This window comes from Ensifer adhaerens, from assembly GCF_028993555.1.
GTDB classification, from domain to species: Bacteria; Pseudomonadota; Alphaproteobacteria; order Rhizobiales; family Rhizobiaceae; genus Ensifer; species Ensifer adhaerens_I.
The window spans coordinates 1,145,086-1,161,645 of sequence record NZ_CP118610.1; the positions used below are offsets into that span (position 1 = coordinate 1,145,086).

General features: G+C 58.9%; 21 protein-coding genes, 3 tRNA genes and 1 pseudogene. 20 read left to right on the forward strand and 5 right to left on the reverse strand.

Annotated features, from left to right (window positions below; translation table 11 throughout):
- Positions 1 to 67: 67 nt before the first annotated feature.
- The 8 genes from PWG15_RS05480 (at position 68) to PWG15_RS05515 (ending at position 5,292) form a co-directional block, all read left to right on the forward strand.
- Entirely contained in the window at positions 68 to 1,069 is a 1,002-nt protein-coding gene (locus PWG15_RS05480) for a class I SAM-dependent methyltransferase (protein ID WP_275023472.1), read from the forward strand.
- Positions 1,070 to 1,450: 381 nt separating this feature from the next.
- Entirely contained in the window at positions 1,451 to 2,161 is a 711-nt protein-coding gene (locus PWG15_RS05485; RefSeq protein ID WP_275023473.1) for a hypothetical protein, read from the forward strand.
- 72 nt (positions 2,162 to 2,233) lie between these two features.
- On the forward strand, positions 2,234 to 2,905 hold the full coding sequence (locus tag PWG15_RS05490) for a lysozyme family protein (protein WP_275023474.1): 672 nt from the start codon (positions 2,234 to 2,236) through the stop codon (positions 2,903 to 2,905).
- Complete coding sequence (locus PWG15_RS05495) at positions 2,902 to 3,138, forward strand: hypothetical protein (protein WP_275023475.1); 237 nt, start codon at positions 2,902 to 2,904, stop codon at positions 3,136 to 3,138. Before PWG15_RS05490 ends, PWG15_RS05495 begins: the two co-directional genes overlap by 4 nt.
- Positions 3,135 to 3,374, forward strand: coding sequence for a hypothetical protein (locus PWG15_RS05500; RefSeq protein WP_275023476.1), 240 nt, complete (start codon positions 3,135 to 3,137; stop codon positions 3,372 to 3,374). Before PWG15_RS05495 ends, PWG15_RS05500 begins: the two co-directional genes overlap by 4 nt.
- A 145-nt stretch (positions 3,375 to 3,519) precedes the next feature.
- Positions 3,520 to 3,843: a hypothetical protein gene (locus tag PWG15_RS05505; protein ID WP_275023477.1), complete on the forward strand. Its 324-nt coding sequence runs from the start codon at positions 3,520 to 3,522 to the stop codon at positions 3,841 to 3,843.
- A 49-nt stretch (positions 3,844 to 3,892) separates the two neighbouring features.
- Positions 3,893 to 4,177, forward strand: coding sequence for a hypothetical protein (locus tag PWG15_RS05510; protein ID WP_275023478.1), 285 nt, complete (start codon positions 3,893 to 3,895; stop codon positions 4,175 to 4,177).
- A gap of 413 nt (positions 4,178 to 4,590) precedes the next feature.
- On the forward strand, positions 4,591 to 5,292 hold the full coding sequence (locus PWG15_RS05515; RefSeq protein ID WP_275023479.1) for a phospholipase D-like domain-containing protein: 702 nt from the start codon (positions 4,591 to 4,593) through the stop codon (positions 5,290 to 5,292).
- A 370-nt stretch (positions 5,293 to 5,662) separates the two neighbouring features.
- Here the strand turns inward: PWG15_RS05515 and PWG15_RS05520 are convergent, their stop codons facing one another.
- On the reverse strand, positions 5,663 to 5,995 hold the full coding sequence (locus PWG15_RS05520; protein ID WP_275023480.1) for a hypothetical protein: 333 nt from the start codon (positions 5,993 to 5,995) through the stop codon (positions 5,663 to 5,665).
- Between the two features lie 161 nt (positions 5,996 to 6,156).
- Positions 6,157 to 7,098 carry a LysR family transcriptional regulator gene (locus PWG15_RS05525; protein WP_275023481.1) on the reverse strand — a complete coding sequence of 314 codons (942 nt, stop codon included), beginning with the start codon at positions 7,096 to 7,098 and terminating at the stop codon, positions 6,157 to 6,159.
- Positions 7,099 to 7,235: 137 nt separating this feature from the next.
- Between PWG15_RS05525 and PWG15_RS05530 the strand changes: the two genes are divergently transcribed.
- Both PWG15_RS05530 and PWG15_RS05535 read left to right on the forward strand, forming a co-directional pair.
- Positions 7,236 to 7,856: an FMN-dependent NADH-azoreductase gene (locus PWG15_RS05530; protein WP_275023482.1), complete on the forward strand. Its 621-nt coding sequence runs from the start codon at positions 7,236 to 7,238 to the stop codon at positions 7,854 to 7,856.
- A 160-nt stretch (positions 7,857 to 8,016) separates the two neighbouring features.
- Positions 8,017 to 8,280, forward strand: a complete 264-nt coding sequence (locus tag PWG15_RS05535; protein WP_425536748.1) for a hypothetical protein — start codon at positions 8,017 to 8,019, stop codon at positions 8,278 to 8,280.
- Here PWG15_RS05535 and PWG15_RS05540 read toward each other — a convergent pair.
- A complete protein-coding gene (locus PWG15_RS05540; protein WP_275023484.1) occupies positions 8,270 to 8,986 on the reverse strand; it encodes an AprI/Inh family metalloprotease inhibitor in 717 nt (238 codons plus the stop codon). The genes PWG15_RS05535 and PWG15_RS05540 overlap by 11 nt on opposite strands.
- A 147-nt stretch (positions 8,987 to 9,133) precedes the next feature.
- Complete coding sequence (locus tag PWG15_RS05545) at positions 9,134 to 10,009, reverse strand: TrmH family RNA methyltransferase (RefSeq protein ID WP_275023485.1); 876 nt, start codon at positions 10,007 to 10,009, stop codon at positions 9,134 to 9,136.
- 218 nt (positions 10,010 to 10,227) lie between these two features.
- On the opposite strand from PWG15_RS05545, the gene PWG15_RS05550 reads away from it, so the two are divergent.
- From PWG15_RS05550 to tuf, 3 genes are all read left to right on the forward strand, one after another.
- Positions 10,228 to 10,312 (forward strand) — tRNA-Tyr (locus tag PWG15_RS05550).
- 23 nt (positions 10,313 to 10,335) lie between these two features.
- Positions 10,336 to 10,409 (forward strand) — tRNA-Gly (locus PWG15_RS05555).
- Positions 10,410 to 10,686: 277 nt separating this feature from the next.
- Positions 10,687 to 11,862: an elongation factor Tu gene (gene tuf / locus PWG15_RS05560; RefSeq protein ID WP_034795467.1), complete on the forward strand. Its 1,176-nt coding sequence runs from the start codon at positions 10,687 to 10,689 to the stop codon at positions 11,860 to 11,862.
- Positions 11,863 to 11,985: 123 nt separating this feature from the next.
- Here the strand turns inward: tuf and PWG15_RS05565 are convergent.
- Positions 11,986 to 12,414, reverse strand: a pseudogene (locus PWG15_RS05565) (GrpB family protein).
- A 251-nt stretch (positions 12,415 to 12,665) separates the two neighbouring features.
- On the opposite strand from PWG15_RS05565, the gene PWG15_RS05570 reads away from it, so the two are divergent.
- The 7 genes from PWG15_RS05570 to rplL all read left to right on the forward strand — a co-directional run bounded on the left by PWG15_RS05570 (position 12,666) and on the right by rplL (position 16,319).
- Positions 12,666 to 12,741, forward strand: a tRNA-Trp gene (locus tag PWG15_RS05570).
- 197 nt (positions 12,742 to 12,938) lie between these two features.
- On the forward strand, positions 12,939 to 13,139 hold the full coding sequence (gene secE / locus PWG15_RS05575; protein ID WP_034795473.1) for a preprotein translocase subunit SecE: 201 nt from the start codon (positions 12,939 to 12,941) through the stop codon (positions 13,137 to 13,139).
- A 16-nt stretch (positions 13,140 to 13,155) separates the two neighbouring features.
- On the forward strand, positions 13,156 to 13,686 hold the full coding sequence (gene nusG / locus PWG15_RS05580; RefSeq protein ID WP_034795476.1) for a transcription termination/antitermination protein NusG: 531 nt from the start codon (positions 13,156 to 13,158) through the stop codon (positions 13,684 to 13,686).
- 207 nt (positions 13,687 to 13,893) lie between these two features.
- Positions 13,894 to 14,325, forward strand: a complete 432-nt coding sequence (gene rplK / locus PWG15_RS05585; RefSeq protein ID WP_275023486.1) for a 50S ribosomal protein L11 — start codon at positions 13,894 to 13,896, stop codon at positions 14,323 to 14,325.
- A gap of 4 nt (positions 14,326 to 14,329) precedes the next feature.
- Positions 14,330 to 15,028: a 50S ribosomal protein L1 gene (gene rplA, locus PWG15_RS05590; protein WP_043626296.1), complete on the forward strand. Its 699-nt coding sequence runs from the start codon at positions 14,330 to 14,332 to the stop codon at positions 15,026 to 15,028.
- A gap of 330 nt (positions 15,029 to 15,358) precedes the next feature.
- The gene (gene rplJ / locus PWG15_RS05595) at positions 15,359 to 15,877 is read left to right on the forward strand and encodes a 50S ribosomal protein L10 (protein WP_104668466.1); all 519 of its coding nucleotides are present in this window, start codon (positions 15,359 to 15,361) and stop codon (positions 15,875 to 15,877) included.
- A 58-nt stretch (positions 15,878 to 15,935) separates the two neighbouring features.
- The gene (gene rplL, locus PWG15_RS05600; protein WP_275023487.1) at positions 15,936 to 16,319 is read left to right on the forward strand and encodes a 50S ribosomal protein L7/L12; all 384 of its coding nucleotides are present in this window, start codon (positions 15,936 to 15,938) and stop codon (positions 16,317 to 16,319) included.
- Positions 16,320 to 16,560 lie beyond the last annotated feature (241 nt).

A 16,560-nucleotide genomic window follows, 5' to 3' on the forward strand; every position in this document is an offset into this window, starting at 1 on the left:
CGGTTGCGCTTCGCTGTGCTTCACCCTATGCAAATTGCTCGTGTTTGTTGCAGGGAAGGGCGGCGACTTGTTGAGGGAATTTTACAAGAAGATCCTGAAAGACCATCATCAGCCGGTCGCGATCAAGACCGTGGCTGACTTCGAAAAGACGCCTGTCAGTTATGAACAGCGCATCACCAATGAGAACTGGACCTTCGACGTCAAGCCGCGCGATGAGAGCACCGGCAACGAGGTCGCGATCGACAATATGTTCGTCTATAAGTTCCTGATCCTTGAAAGGAAGCTGTCAGCTTACAAGGGGATGGATTACTGGGACTTCATCCGACACGTCGTCAACACCCGCGAGTATACCCGGATCCTGTCAGTAGGAAGCGGGCCGTGCGCGGTGGAGATGGAAATCGCGGAGAAGTTCACTAAGCCCTATGTGATCGATTGCCTCGATATCAACGAGAACCTGATCAAGGATGCAACCCGGCGCGCCCAGGAACGGGGGATGAACCTCAATCCGATCGTGGCGGACCTGAACGAGATCGAATTCAAAGAGAAATATGATCTCGTCATCATCTGCGCGGCCCTTCACCACTTCGTCGAGTTGGAAACGGTTCTTGAGCGGTTCCACGACGCGCTCGCGGATGATGGCATGTTCGTCACCTATGAGCCGGTCATGCGTAATGGCATGTTCCTCTGGCCGGCAACACGCTTCGTGCTAGGGCTGATATTCCTGGCATTGCCTGCGCGCTTCCGCGTCAACCATCAGGATTACCCTGGCGAGAAGCGCGTCGATCGCTACTACAATGAGTACGACCGCAGCGGGTGGACCTTCGAAAGCATCCGATCAGGGGAAATCCCGGGCCTGCTTCCGAACTACTTCAAGACTGTCCACTTCGGCCGTGGCATGACGTTCCTGCGTCGGGTCTCCGATACGCTCTATGGCCCGAACTACCGCATCAATGAGAAAAAGGGCGACATGCGCTTGGCAAACGCCCTTTGCTGGATTGATCGGTTCTTCCGCGCTACCCGCCTGCTGAAGCCTGAGGGCCTTTTCTACATCGGGAAGCGGCGGGCTTAAGCCTGTCGCTCCCTGAATGAATTGATCTCGCTGGCGAAGTCCCGCGAGAGCCTGCTCAAGACTCCAGTCCGAAATGCCGGGACTTCGGCCCAATAGGTCTCTTTTCCCGGGGGCTGAATGTGGTGATAAAACGCCTCGCTCGTCGTGCCATCTTCAAATAAGCGGCAGGTCATCCGAACCATATCTGGTACCGCGCCTCCATAACTGGGCTGAAGCACAAGCTTTTCGAATGTTTCTTCTGCGATTTTTTTTGGGCTGCGCTTCATATCCGTTCCTGCCTAACCATAGCGGTTTCCAATGCGTACAACGATATCACTCGGTCTAGCGCGTTGCCAACCCTTGATCCTGTAGGTTAACGTCCGCGCAACTAGGGGGCGATTTATGCAGAATAACCTGGCAAGCGGCTTCGATGCCAGCAACACAAAGAACTACAAAGGTGCAGTCGATGTGTATGACGATCTCACCGCAGTGGGGTGGGTAGCTCCGCTTGACAGTTCAACCCAAGCAGCGGTCGATCTGCAAATAAACTCGGTATTCGTGGGAACCTACCAGGCCAGCGTCGACCGCCTAGATGTTGCCGAATTTGAGGGCCGCTGGTTCAGCGTGCGCTTCGGCGATCTAGTTGAGCCTCACGATCTCGTAACAATCTGCTATCCTGGAACATCGATCGTTCTGGCTAACGGCACGTTCAGAGTGCCGGATGGAGCACCAAACAACATGTCTGAAGTCACGCGAGAAGAGATCGACGCTAAGATTGCCGCTTCCGAGGCGCGAACCGACACAAAGTTCGAGCGCATGATGACCGAGTTTGCTGCCTTGCGTGGCGACCTCGCGGCGATAACGATCGAGATGGGTCAAGTACGGCAATCGACTTCGGGTTTGCGATCCACGATCGTCACTACCGCCATCGCGACCGTGCTCAGTCTTGCTGGTTTGGTTGTTGCCGTAATAGCCCTGAACGGCCAGGCGTTCTCGACTGGCATGGATGTGCGGGCTGTCGTCACCGAAGTGCTGGAGCAAACGCGACAGCCACAGAGTTCCGGGGGACCAGCAAAATCCGAGACGCCTGGAGCGCAGCCTGAAACGCCTTGAGCGCCCGGGCACATTTGACGCTGTTTCATGGCCTTTAGCATCGGCTCCAGTTTCCGAAACTGGGGCTTTCTCATGCGCAAGACGCTTCCGACGATCATTCCCGCGCCCGCGATGCTGTTGCTCGATTTCATCGTCGGCATCGAGGCCCCGCGGGGCTATGACACGATCTACGGCAACAACCAGGACAAGTTGCCGAAGCCACTTACGACGATGACGCTCGGCGAAGTGATCGACGCGCAGAAGTCCTGGACGAAGCGCTTCAAGTCGAGCGCTGCCGGCGGGCCGCAGTTCATGCGGCAGACCCTGATCGACATCTGCACCGAGATCCCGTCGCTGCGTGGGGACATGCTGTTCGACAAGGTGCTGCAGCAGAAGCTCGGCTATCACCTGTTGCTCCGTCGCGGCTATGAGAAGTTCATCGCTGGCGAGCTGTCGATCGTCGCCTTCGGCAAGGCCCTTGCGCAGGAGTGGGCGAGCTTCCCCGTCCTGGCAGCGTGCAAGGGTCAGGAGCGCCTGGTCGAACGCGGTCAGAGCTACTACGCCGGGGATGGCCTCAACAAGTCGCTGGTCGCGCCGGAGCGCGTCGAGGCGATGCTGCGGAAGGTTCTGGCGGCCGCTCGTCAGCAGCCGATCCCTGATGAGGATCCGCCGGCATTTCCCTCGGCGCCGGCACCCGCTGCAAAGCGACCGCTCTGGGCCATTCTCGCCGACCTCCTGGCGAAGATTTTCGGGGGGCGCAAATGAAGAAGCTTGTCGAACACATCGTCCGTTTCCGCACATGGATCCTCAACCTGCTTCTGACGCTCGCGGTCCTCGCTCCTGATCTCCTGAACTCTCCGGAGATGCTGGCCCTGGTGCCGGCGGAATATCAGCGCTGGGTGCTGGCGGCCGCATTCCTGATCAATATCTGGATGCGGCCGCGCCCGGCGGTGATCTCCAGCGATCCGGAAGTGCGCTTCAAGGGCGACCGGCCATGAACTGGATCCCGCTCGGCCTCGGCGCCGTCGTCGGCGCCGCACTTATGGTGATCCCGGCCTGCAGGTACGGCCAGGGCATCGAGCGTGACCAGGCGGCCGCCGAGCAGGGCAGGGCCGCGCTAGAGCGCATCACCGAACTGGAGAAGAGCAATGCGAACTTCAAGAGCCTTTCGGATCGCGATCGTTGTCTCGTTTTCATGCGTGACAGCGGCCTGCCAGACAACGCCTGCGACTGACGGCGCCGGCTACCAGTTCGTGCGCTTCTCCTCTGCTGAAGCGGCCCGGGCGGCATCGCAAGATGCGACGGCCGGGCCGGCTATCTCATCCAACAACAGGCAGTGCCGGCAGGATCCCGGCTGCCGCAAATAGGGTCTCTGCCGAATGACGCTTGCCGATGTTCTGGAAGCCTTGGGCATTAAGTTGAGCGTCCTGGTCGCCGGCGCCGCCGGCGGCGTTCTGCGCGCTCTGTCGCGCCGGCCGCATAATTGGCGGGAGTATATTGTGTCCCCCATCTGCGGCGCCCTGGCGGCCGCTTATCTCAGCGGCGCGATCGCCCATTATCTACGGCTCATATCCTTTCCGTTGCCCGACGATCCGGCGGCCGCGATCGGCGCCGTCGGTTTCATCCTCGGGATCTCGGCCATGTGGATCTCCGACATCGTGCTGGAAGTCCTTGCCCGCCGCCTGAGGCAACCCCCAGCCTGATGCACCTGCCGTTCTTGACTCTGTGCCTCAATGAGAACAGATAAAGAACATGAAGCATCGCCGCGGCATAGAACTGGATCCCGACAAGCTCGGCGCCGAGCAACTTGGCAGCGCCGAGGAACTGGCCTGGCTGACCTTCGACAAGCTTTCCGAATGGTATCTCCTCGGTGCCCGATGCTCAAAATGCGAGCGGGCGGCCTGGCTCGATCGGTGGGAGCTGCAAAGGCGTTTCTCGGCCGGCGCTTACATCAACCAACTGTCATCCCGGCTCCGCTGCAGGGCGTGCGGAAACCGCTCTGGCAACAAGTTTCTGCTTGGGAAAATGGCCCGGTGAGGAGCGTCAACCGGTGTCTATCCGGTCACAATGTCGGACAAGGGTATTGGCCTAAGTGATTGAAAACAAAGCATCCGTGGATAATTTGTAATCAGTAGGTCGGGAGTTCGAGTCTCTCTGGGGGCACCAAGCTTTTCTCAGCTAATTTTATCCTAACTAGCTGATTTATCTTCATAAAAATTTTGAATAGTTTGGCTTTTTCGCCGCGATACAGCTTTTTTGTGCCACCTTCTGTGACACAGGCCGTCGATGTCGAGCATCATGCCTGGATGAAAGAAGCTCCGCCATCCTTCAGGTGAACAGCGCAGGTGTATGGGGTGAAGCGGCCGACCGCGGCGTGCGAGTGTTTGTTGTGAGTTGGCGGACTGCGTCTTAGATTGCGTCGTAGACGACTCGAAATGATGGGGAATCGATTGGCAACAGATGAAGAGCTGCTCGGCGAAATCGAAGACGTTATTCGAACGATGCCCGATCCGGATACCTTTCATCACCGTGAAGGTGGTGTTCTCGATTGGCTCGGGCGCGTTAAGGCGCTGTTTGAGACGATGAAGGGTGGCTCTTACGTAGAGATGAACCTAGCAATCTCGAAATTGGGGCTCGATCACTCGGTTTGGCAGGCTTCGCGGGAGATTATGCTTCTAATCAGATCCGCCCGTCATAAGTTAAGAATGCAAACAACCGGGCCATTAAGCCTCGTGGTCGACAGGGGGATGGTTTTCGAATACTTCGATGCACTTCGCCAGGTCATTGAGGAAGCTCGAAAAGACGTATTTTTTATCGATCCATATTTGGATGCGGATGTGGTGAAGCGCTACGCGCCCTTTGTTGGAAGCGGGGTAACCGTAAGAATGCTTGCACGCGAGCGCGTTAAAACACTCGTTCCCGCTGCTCAGGCTTTCACCGCGCAAAATGGTACGCCGATTGAGGTACGGTCTGGCTCGAGCTTTCATGATCGGTTCGTGATTGTCGATTCTGGCCGCATATTTCAGTCTGGCGCCTCGTTCAAGGATGGCGGGCACAAAACACCTACTACCCTGACGGAGATCGCCGACGCCGCGAACGAAATGCGCAGAATATACGAAGACATCTGGAGCAAGAGTGTTGTCGCTTTGTAATTCATAAGCACGCGGCCTGTGTGCAAAGGGGCGCACGGTATCGAATCTTGCAATTCTCCAGCTCCTGAAGAATCGTGCGCGACGTTGGCCGTCCAGCGCCTAGAGTTTCTTCGTCGCGGTCGAGGAGTGGCTATCGGCTCTAGTTTGAGTTGCGAGGCAACAAACTCAAAAAATGTGACACAATGGGTGACACTAAATGCGCCACAAGTCGCGCTAGAATGCCGAAAAGCATAGCATTTTCAACGGGAGCGATTTAAGCAGGTTGCTCTCTGGGGGCACCACTTCAATCCTCCTTCGTTGAAATCTCTCGCTTTTGAAGCCCTCCCATATTCGGATTTGAGAACGGGGAGTAAGGCACTGATCGGGGTCGTCAATTACGCCCGGCAAGGATCACCATAAAGACAGGTGTGCTGATCGGAGTGCAGATGAGAGAGAACAACGGCCCGTAAATCAGCGCGCTCATCAGAATCATGGATGTGCATTCGCCGATGCCGCCGGTCAGGCAATTGTGCGACCCCCCCTCGAAAATGCCGTAGACGGGTAGAAACAGCGCCGCGACCATGAGGCTGGCAGAAAAAGCCAGGACGGCGGATACGGTCAGCCTTGCAAGAGTTCTCATGCTGCTGGGATATAGAGAAACAGTCGTTCTTGCTACCGCCGATTGTTGTCCGAATCGGGCGTCCGTCTTGCGCGCATTCCCCATTTCCTTGGAAAGCTCATGGTCGTTAATCGGTCATTTGCTCCACGACGTCACGAAGCGTTCACCGAGATTGAACGCGGCAAAGAACGACGCCAACGATAAGTTGACACCGATGGCAGCGTCGTAGCGATCTGCCTGTGTCGAACGGGCCAGAGCGTGCGCCGTCAGATGTCGAACGACGGCCCCATCCGAACCGGAACTTCTCGGCATTTCTGCAGGGCGTTGAGAAGGTTTTCGGCGAGATAGTCGATCAGCGCCCGGGTTGCCGGCAGCATGCCCTGGCGGGATGGGAAGACGAGATGGACGACGACGTCGTTCGACGTCCATTCCGGAAGCACCGGCACCAGCACGCCGGCGCGGAACGCCCGCTCGCAGATATGGTCCGGCAATAGCGCCACGCCCATGCCCTCGATGGCGGCACGCTCGAGAATGATGAAGTCGCTGCAACCGATGATCGGCCGATGGGAGATTTCGGTCGTGTTCCCATCGACCGAGACGAGCCGCCAGACATCGGTCGGGTGCTGCTCGTTCATGGACAACGTCGGTTGCTGACTAAGGTTGTCGATCGTGATCTCGCCCGAGCGGGCAAGGAATGTCGGGCTTGCAGCAAGCCGTTCCCGCACCTCGCCGAATTTGCGAATGATGAGCTGATTGTCGGTATCGAGCTGGCCACGAGCGCGAAGCGCCACGTCGATGCGCTCCTCGATCAGATCGATGCGGCGGTTGGTGGCGGTGATCAGTAGCCGCACGCCGGGATAACGCCGGTGGAACGCCGGCAGGATATCGGCAAGCATCGGGGTGAAGCCGAGCGGGCAGGCGAGGCGGACGGTGCCCGAGGGTTCAGCGCGTACAGCCGCGATTTCGGCTTCGGCGGCCGCGACACCGTCGAGCAGCCCCTGGCAATGTTCATAGAAGACCCGGCCGATGTCGGTCACGCGCAGCTTGCGGGTTGAGCGCTCCAGCAACCGCACGCCGAGCTGTTCCTCGAGGCGGGCCACATGTTTGCTGAGTTTGGATTTTGGTATATTGAGATCGCGTGCGGCAGCGCTGAAGCCGTTGTTGCGCACGACGGCGGCAAAGAGCCCGAGATCGTTCAGATCCTGCATTGTCCTGTCTCCGAGGTCCGGATGATTTGCCCGATTGTTTCCGCCTGGAAACAGTATGTCAAATATCCGCTGGCTTATCGGTCGATTGTTTTCCCCTCATATGTGGATCACCGCAACGCAAACACAAAGGTGTTCCCATGAACGTTCTTCATATCGACTCTGGTATCCTCGGTGATCACTCGGTTTCCCGTCGCCTGACGGCGGCACTTGCAGCCCAGGTCAAGGCAGACCGCCCGGATGCCGCCGTGACCTATCGCGACCTCGCCGCCAGCTCGCTCCCGCATCTGACCGGCGCCCAGATCATGGCCCCCGCAGACCTCGCAGGCGTGGACGCTGACCTTGCGGCCGACGTCAAGCTTGGCCGCGACATGCTCGAAGAATTCCTGGCAGCCGACACGGTCATCATCGGTGCCCCGATGTACAACTTCGGCATTCCGAGTCAGCTGAAAGCATGGATCGACCGCGTCGCCGTCTCCGGCAAGACTTTCCGCTACACCGAAAATGGTCCGGAAGGCCTCGCCAAGGGCAAGAAGATCATCGTCGCCTCGACCCGTGGCGGTCACTACTCCGCCGGTCCGGCTGCCGTCATGGACCACCAGGAATCCTACCTGAAGACGGTCTTCGGCTTCCTCGGCGTCACGGATGTGGAATTTGTCCGTGCCGAAGGCCTCAACCTCAGCGCCGACTCCAAGCAGTTTGCGATCGCCGAAGCTGAAAAGACCATCGCGGAAGGCAGCGTCCTTCGCCTCGCGAGCTAACATATAGGTTCACCGGGTCACCGAGGTGACCCGGTGGAGGGGCCCAGGCCCTGCGTGCGGACGGTGCCGGTTGCAGATGCAGCCGGCATTGTCCGTTTTCGGATATGCAAATCTGCTTTATAATGCGTTTATGATGAGCGGGCGCACGATCCTTTGGGGCATGACCTCTGCGGTGGCTTTCCTGGTTGCCGCCGAAGCCGCGCTCGCCGCCCCGCCGGACCATGGCTGCACTTGCCGCAACCGCGACGGTTCGAAGTATGAACTCGGGCAGGTGGCCTGCTTGCGCGTCGATGGCGGTACCTATCTTGCGCGCTGCGAAATGAACCTCAATGTCACTACCTGGAAGAAGTTGCGCGACGGCTGCCCGACGGCGGCCGGCATGAGCACGCCGTTGAGCCTTAAGGGGCAATCGATCAGTTTCTGATCAGAAGCAGCGGTTTGCCGCCTTCGTTCCGGTCTTTCTCGAATCCGGAAGGTGTGGCCGTGAAAGCGAGCGAACTGCCGTCTTCGCCAAGCAGGGTTATGCCAAGGCCGTTTGCCGTCCAGCTCCGCAGTTTTAGTTTTCTGACGACGCTATCGCATGGTTCTCCCACGGACAGAGCGAGATTGCCGTCACCATCGGCAGCTTCCAGGAAGCTTACCTGGCAGATGACGATCCCATCCGGACGTTTCATCTGCCACGCGCCTTTCATGTTTTCCGGTGCCGGCAGATGCCAAACGCCGTCCACTGCAGGCACGAGCGCCAGGCGAGGCCCGTTTTCGCCGTTGGTCACGAGCGGCGATCCCTCGCTCTCTTCGAAGCGGGCGTGGACTTTTCGCAGGACGTCGATCAGCAGCAGGCCGCCGTTCCCGTCGAAATTCCATGCGGCGACGTCGGCAAGGGTTGGCAGGCTCTTGGCGCAGGACTCGGCGCCAGCAACTGCGTAGCCGCCGATCGCCTCATCGGCGGTAAGGGTGAGCTTGCATCCGTCGGCGCCATCGAGCGGTGCGACCAGATAGTCACCCGTCTGCGCCGCGACGATCCCGGGATCGATGTCGCCGGCCGCGAAAGCGATGTGTGGACCGAGGCATGCTACGCTCAAGGCGAGCAGCCGAAACATAGGAACGCGTAACGCAACTGCGACGATCATGGAGCCCTCCGATCCCAACGACGCGGAGATTTCCACAGGCTCAATTTCGCGTCAATGCATCGGCCAGCGACGTCGCTGTCGCGCCCCGCAGGGAGATGCGACCGCCCGATCGTCGCAGTGACGGGCGGCCGGCGTTGTCCGCAGTTGTCAGCGATTCAGGAACTGGCGCGCCGCGTACATGGCGATTGCCGCCGCGTTCGATACGTTCAGCGACTTGATCGCGCCGGGCATGTCGAGCCGGGCGAGATCCGTCACGATCGAACGGGTCTTCTGCCGCAGTCCCTTGCCCTCGGAGCCGAGAACGAGCGCGATCTTCTCACCGCTGAATGTACCTTCGAGCGGTTGCGGTCCTTCCGAATCGAGGCCGATCGTCTGGAAACCCAGCCGGTGGAGTTCCTCGATGGCGTCGCCAAGATTGGTGATCTGGATATAGGGGATCATTTCCAGCGCGCCCGAGGCGGATTTGGCAAGAACGCCCGATTCGGTCGGGCTGTGGCGCATGGTGGTAATCAGCGCGCCTGCGTCGAAGGCGACGGCGGAGCGCATGATGGCGCCGACATTGTGCGGATCAGTCACCTGGTCGAGCACGAGAATCAGCGGGCAGTCGCGAAGCGCTTCGAGCCGGCGATGCGGCAAGGGGCGCGTTTCGAGCATTACGCCCTGGTGGATCGCATCGGGGCCGAGAATCCTGTCGAGGTCCTGCGGCGTCACCGTTTCGACGGGGAAGGGAAGCGCCGAAAGGTCGTCAAGCTCCAGGCGCGCAGCAGCGTTTTGCGTCACGCTGAGGCGAACGATCTGGCGCGCCGGGTTGTCGAGGGCGGCGCGAACCGTATGCAGGCCGTAGAGCAGAACCTCCTCCGGCGAAAGCTGCGGCGGCTTCCAGTCGGTCGGCGCCTTGCGACGCTTCTCCTGCTTTGGCGTTGGGATTTCGCCACGTTCTCGCTTGGCGTCGCGGTGGGCGCGCCTGAGGTTGGCGTAGTGGGTGTCCTTGGCGCTCTTGTCGCCGGTGCGATCTTTGCTCATGGGCGTCTTATAGAGAGGTTGCGCGCGTGGCGAAATGGTTTTCCGCCGACGGTCAGAATTCGACACTGTGGAGAAATTCGGAAATTTTCCGCTGAGCCGTGTTGACAGGACGAAAGAGGGCAGTCATATACCCGGCCACAGATCGAGAGGCGGCAACGACAAGTCGCTGGTTGTCTTACGATCTCAAATGCTTGGTCGAAAGATCCCGACAGAATAATGGAGGGATGCCCGAGTGGTTAAAGGGGACGGACTGTAAATCCGTTGGCTCAGCCTACGTTGGTTCAAATCCAACTCCCTCCACCATTCTGCTTCTGGATCGAAGGCCCGCGGGTATAGCTCAATGGTAGAGCAGCAGCCTTCCAAGCTGAATACGCGGGTTCGATTCCCGCTACCCGCTCCAGCAGCGAAATCTCTCTTCATCCTATATTAATCCGACGCTTCAACGATTCGCAGTAAGTCACTGTTTGTCTTGTTTGCCTGGCGATCCGCGATTCGCGGATGCTTGCTCTTGTGCCGGCGCTTCGCCGTTCTTACATATCGGCAGGAAAAGGCCGTCGGCGACCGGTCCGGGCGTACGCAATTAAGTCTTGCGCAAATCCCCTGAAACCCTTAAACGGCTCCACAAACCGGCCCTGCCGGCTGATCATTATTCATACTTGACCACAGGAAACGTACCCATGGCAAAGAGCAAATTTGAGCGCAACAAGCCGCACGTTAACATTGGCACGATTGGCCACGTTGACCATGGCAAGACGTCGCTGACCGCAGCGATCACGAAGTACTTCGGCGAGTTCAAGGCGTACGACCAGATCGACGCCGCGCCGGAAGAAAAGGCCCGTGGTATCACCATTTCGACGGCGCACGTTGAGTATGAGACGCCGAACCGTCACTACGCTCACGTTGACTGCCCCGGCCACGCCGACTACGTCAAGAACATGATCACCGGTGCAGCGCAGATGGACGGCGCGATTCTGGTTTGCTCGGCTGCTGACGGCCCGATGCCGCAGACCCGCGAGCACATCCTGCTCGCTCGCCAGGTTGGCGTTCCGGCAATCGTCGTGTTCCTGAACAAGGTCGACCAGGTTGACGACGCCGAGCTTCTCGAGCTCGTCGAGCTTGAAGTTCGCGAACTTCTGTCGTCCTACGAATTCCCGGGCGACGACATTCCGATCATCAAGGGCTCGGCTCTTGCTGCTCTGGAAGATTCGGACAAGAAGATCGGCGAAGACGCGATCCGCGAGCTGATGGCTGCTGTTGACGCCTACATCCCGACGCCTGAGCGTCCGATCGACCAGCCGTTCCTGATGCCGATCGAAGACGTGTTCTCGATCTCGGGCCGTGGTACGGTTGTGACCGGTCGCGTTGAGCGCGGCATCGTCAAGGTCGGCGAAGAAGTCGAAATCGTCGGCATCCGCGACACGTCGAAGACGACGGTTACGGGCGTTGAAATGTTCCGCAAGCTGCTCGACCAGGGCCAGGCCGGCGACAACATCGGCGCGCTGATCCGTGGTGTTAACCGTGACGGCGTTGAGCGTGGCCAGATCCTGTGCAAGCCGGGTTCGGTCAAGCCGCACAAGAAGTTCATGGCCGAAGCCTACATCCTGACGAAGGAAGAAGGCGGCCGTCATACGCCGTTCTTCACGAACTACCGCCCGCAGTTCTACTTCCGCACGACGGACGTGACGGGCATCGTGACGCTGCCGGAAGGCACGGAAATGGTTATGCCTGGCGACAACGTCACCGTTGCCGTTGAGCTGATCGTTCCGATCGCGATGGAAGAAAAGCTGCGCTTCGCGATCCGCGAAGGCGGCCGTACCGTCGGCGCAGGCATCGTTGCCTCGATCGTCGAGTAATCCTGAGGATTACAACTCTTCAGAAGGCCCCGCTGGCAACAGCGGGGCCTTTTTTGTTGGCGTCCGTGCGGGGACTTTGGCGATGAAGTCTTGCTTGCCGATCGTGTAGATATGCCGGTCGCCCTAAGCCTCGCTGGCGAGCCGCCGCTTCGGTGTCTGGTAGCGGCGGGTGAACGTTCGATGCTCGCGGAGAGTATCACGGAAGCGGAGGCGCGCCGTGTGAGCGACGTTGTCGCCACCGCAAAGGTAGAGGCGAGTGCCGTCGGGGCGCGTATCGGTGCTCAACGTCCACAGGCAGCCTTCATGCGGATCGCCGTGAAAGGTGTAGCCGGTGCCGCGAAGGCGCGCGTTCAACTCCGGCGGTCATCACGGATCCGAGACGACCGCATCGATATCGATCTTCGGTTTCGACGCCAATCCGGACACGGCGGTGGTGCCGATGTGATGGACCTCGCGGGCGAAGGGCGGCAGCATCGTCACGATCTCTGAAGCCCGCTCCTCGAACAACTGCGGCCAGCAGGGATCATGTTCGATCAGCGTGATGCGCGACATGTGATTCGCTTCCCGGTAACTGCCGCCAGGATAGGAGGGGGGCGATTTCGCGGGCCGCGGAAATTACGGCAGGCTCGGCAATGACTTGCGCTCGTTCGTGACGCCGAATGCGGCAGGGCAGGGGGTTGCCGCAATTCGCTGAGGATTTTTTCGCTTCTTCGATGAAAGGTGCTTGTCATCCTCCGGCAAACTTAATATGAAGCCGCTGACTTGAGGCGGCGACGCGTTGTTAGACGAAGGCGCAGCTGATTAGGGGTATAGCTCAGTTGGTAGAGCGGCGGTCTCCAAAACCGCAGGTCGGGGGTTCGAGCCCCTCTGCCCCTGCCATTTCTCTCGTGTTCGTATAAGCGTCGAGAGGTCGGCAGACTAAAGGTTAAGGACCGATTATCGGTCGACGAAATTCACAAAAAAGACTGATTGGCTCTTGTGGTTTTTAGAATCGGTCTTTATGTAGGGTCCAAACAGACACGCGGTGCGTGGGGCTGAATCATCGGCTTTACGCGCCGTAATGGCGTGAGCATTACATGGCATCCAAAACGAATCCGGTAACGTTTCTCCAGCAGGTTCGCTCTGAGACGTCGAAAGTGACTTGGCCTTCGCGGCGCGAGACGATGATCTCGACGCTGATGGTTTTTGTCATGGTCTTTTTTGCCGCTGCCTTCTTCTTTGCTGCGGACCAGTTGATGGGTTGGGCGATCGGCCTCATCCTCAACGTTGGCGCTTGATTGGGTGGAGGGTAGTATGGCTGCGCGCTGGTATATTGTTCACGCCTATTCGAACTTCGAAAAGAAGGTCGCAGAATCGATCGAGGAAAAGGCCAAGCAGAAGGGTCTCGAGCATCTGTTCGAGAAGATTCTCGTGCCGACCGAGAAGGTTGTCGAAGTGCGTCGTGGCCGCAAGGTCGACGCCGAGCGCAAGTTCTTCCCGGGTTACGTTCTGGTTCGCGCCAATCTGACGGATGAGGCGTTCCATCTCATCAAGAATACGCCGAAGGTAACGGGTTTCCTCGGTACCGACAGCAAGCCGGTTCCGATTCCGGACCATGAGGCCGAGCGCATCCTTGGTCAGGTCCAGGATGGCGTAGAGCGTCCGAAGCCGTCGGTTTCGTTCGAGATCGGCGAGCAGGTCCGCGTTTCGGATGGTCCGTTCGCCTCGTTCAACGGCGTCGTTCAGGATGTCGACGAAGAGCGTTCGCGCCTCAAGGTCGAGGTTTCGATCTTCGGTCGCGCGACGCCGGTCGAGCTGGAATACGGTCAGGTCGAGAAGGTCTGAGAAGATCTCAAGAGATAGGGCGGGTTACGACCCGTTCTGGCGGAGAAATCCGCATGCGCGTGGAAGGGGAGCGACCTTAGCCGGGTCGGATCGTCCGTACCACGCAACCGCAGCCGCCGGTCTCCGTGATCGGCAACAAGCCGGGCAACCGGTGTAACAGATCCTGGCGCGATCCGTCGCAAGGGGATTTCAGAAAGGCAGAGAGAAATGGCTAAGAAAGTTGCAGGCCAGCTCAAGCTGCAGGTGAAGGCTGGGTCGGCCAATCCGTCCCCGCCGATCGGTCCTGCGCTTGGTCAGCGTGGCATTAACATCATGGAATTCTGCAAGGCGTTCAATGCCGCCACGCAGGAAATGGAAAAGGGTATGCCGATCCCGGTCGTCATCACCTATTACCAGGACAAGTCCTTCACTTTCGTCATGAAGCAGCCGCCGGTCAGCTACTTCCTGAAGAAGGAAGCGAAGATCCAGTCCGGTTCGAAGACCCCCGGCAAGGGCGGTTCGGCCGGCAAGCTCACCAAGGCTCAGATCAAGTCGATCGCCGAAGCCAAGATGAAGGATCTCAATGCTGCCGATATCGACGGCGCAATGGCCATGATCGAGGGCTCTGCCCGCGCTATGGGCCTGGAAGTGGTAGGCTAAGACCATGGCGAAGATTGCAAAGCGAGTACAGAAGTCCCGCGAAGGCGTCGATCCGACGAAGATCTACGGCCTCACCGAAGCCGTTTCGATGGTCAAGGAACGTGCGACCGCCAAGTTCGACGAAACCATCGAAGTTGCGATGAACCTCGGCGTTGACCCGCGCCACGCCGACCAGATGGTCCGCGGCGTTGTCAACCTGCCGAACGGCACGGGCCGCTCGGTTCGCGTCGCCGTTTTCGCACGTGGCGCCAAGGCTGATGAAGCCAAGGCTGCTGGTGCTGACGTTGTTGGCGCAGAAGAGCTGGTTGAAATCGTCCAGGGCGGCAAGATCGACTTCGATCGTTGCATCGCGACCCCGGACATGATGCCGCTCGTCGGCCGTCTCGGTAAGGTTCTCGGCCCGCGCGGCATGATGCCGAACCCGAAGGTCGGAACGGTCACCATGGACGTTGCCGGTGCCGTCAAGGCATCCAAGGGCGGCGCCGTTGAGTTCCGCGTCGAAAAGGCCGGTATCGTTCACGCCGGCATCGGCAAGGCATCCTTCGACGCCAAGGCGCTGGAAGAAAACATCCGCGCTTTCGCTGACGCCGTCGTCAAGGCAAAGCCGACCGGCGCCAAGGGCAACTACGTCAAGCGCGTCGCGATTTCGTCGACCATGGGCCCGGGTCTCAAGATCGACCCCGCCACGCTCAGCGTCGCCTAATAAATTTCGGGCTTCGGCCCGAGGCTGAATTCCCGGCCTTTCGGGGCCGGGAATCCGGGCGTTAAGTCCGGAACTCCTGTCCGAGATTGCGGGTGGTTTTACCTTAATCACTTCGGCCTGCATGAGACGGGTAAGATCTGAATTTCAAAATGGCGCCGGAGGCGTCGAAATTCGGTTCGAACCTCGCTTGCCTTGTGTCAGACCCGGCTCTTCCGGGAACGCCAAGGGACAGGATCCTTAAGCGTTACGTGGGATCGAGCTCGATCTCGGGTGACAAAGGCAAACCCGGCAGGGCTGCATTATTGCAACCCTGTCTACTGGAGACAGACAGTGGAAAGAGCGGAAAAACGCGAATTCGTCACGGAGCTGAACGAAGTCTTCAAGGCTTCCGGTTCGGTTGTCGTGGCCCACTATGCTGGTGTCACAGTTGCGCAGATGAACGACTTCCGTTCGAAGATGCGCGCTGCTGGCGGCACCGTCAAAGTCGCGAAAAACCGCCTGGCCAAGATCGCTCTTCAGGGCACCGAGTCGGAAGGGATGAGCAATCTCTTCAAGGGTCAGACGCTGATCGCATACAGCGAAGACCCGATCACGGCTCCTAAGGTTGTCATGGATTTCGCCAAGACCAACGACAAGCTCGTTGTTCTCGGTGGCGCCATGGGAACGACCACGCTCAACGCCGAAGCAGTCAAGTCGCTTGCGACCCTGCCTTCGCTCGACGAGCTGCGCGCAAAGCTGCTGGGCCTTCTCAATGCCCCGGCAACCCGCGTCGCAACGGTTGTTCAGGCACCGGCAAGCCAGCTTGCTCGCGTGTTCTCGGCCTATGCCAAGAAGGACGAAGCCGCCTAAGGCGGATTTTCGCTGTTGTATTTAAAACCAGTTCGAACCGAACAAAAGGAAAAGTAAAATGGCTGATCTCGCAAAGATCGTTGAAGACCTCTCCTCGCTGACCGTCCTGGAAGCTGCTGAGCTTTCCAAGCTGCTCGAAGAGAAGTGGGGCGTTTCGGCTGCTGCTCCGGTAGCTGTTGCTGTTGCTGGCGGCGCTGCCGGCGGTGCTGCTGCTGCTGCTGAAGAAGAAAAGACCGAATTCGACGTTATCCTCGTTGACGCTGGCGCCAACAAGATCAACGTCATCAAGGAAGTCCGCGCTATCACCGGCCTCGGCCTCAAGGAAGCCAAGGACCTCGTCGAAGGCGCTCCGAAGCCGGTCAAGGAAGCAGTTTCCAAGGCTGAAGCTGCTGACCTCAAGAAGAAGCTCGAAGAAGCTGGCGCCAAGGTTGACGTCAAGTAATTCGGCTACATGCAAGGGGAGGTGGCCTTTTCGGGCCGCCTCTCTTTGACCGTTTTTAGAACATATTACCCAAAAGCCTGTCGAAAAACGGCTTTTGGGTAATGGGTTCTTCAAGAGGATGGTCTCGAACGGAAGGCAGCACAGCAATCCGCGCTGAGCGTTTTCCGTTAGCTGGACGAGATTGAACTACTCATTGATTGACGGGGTCGACTGGCCATCGGTTCCCGTCCGTTGCAGGCCC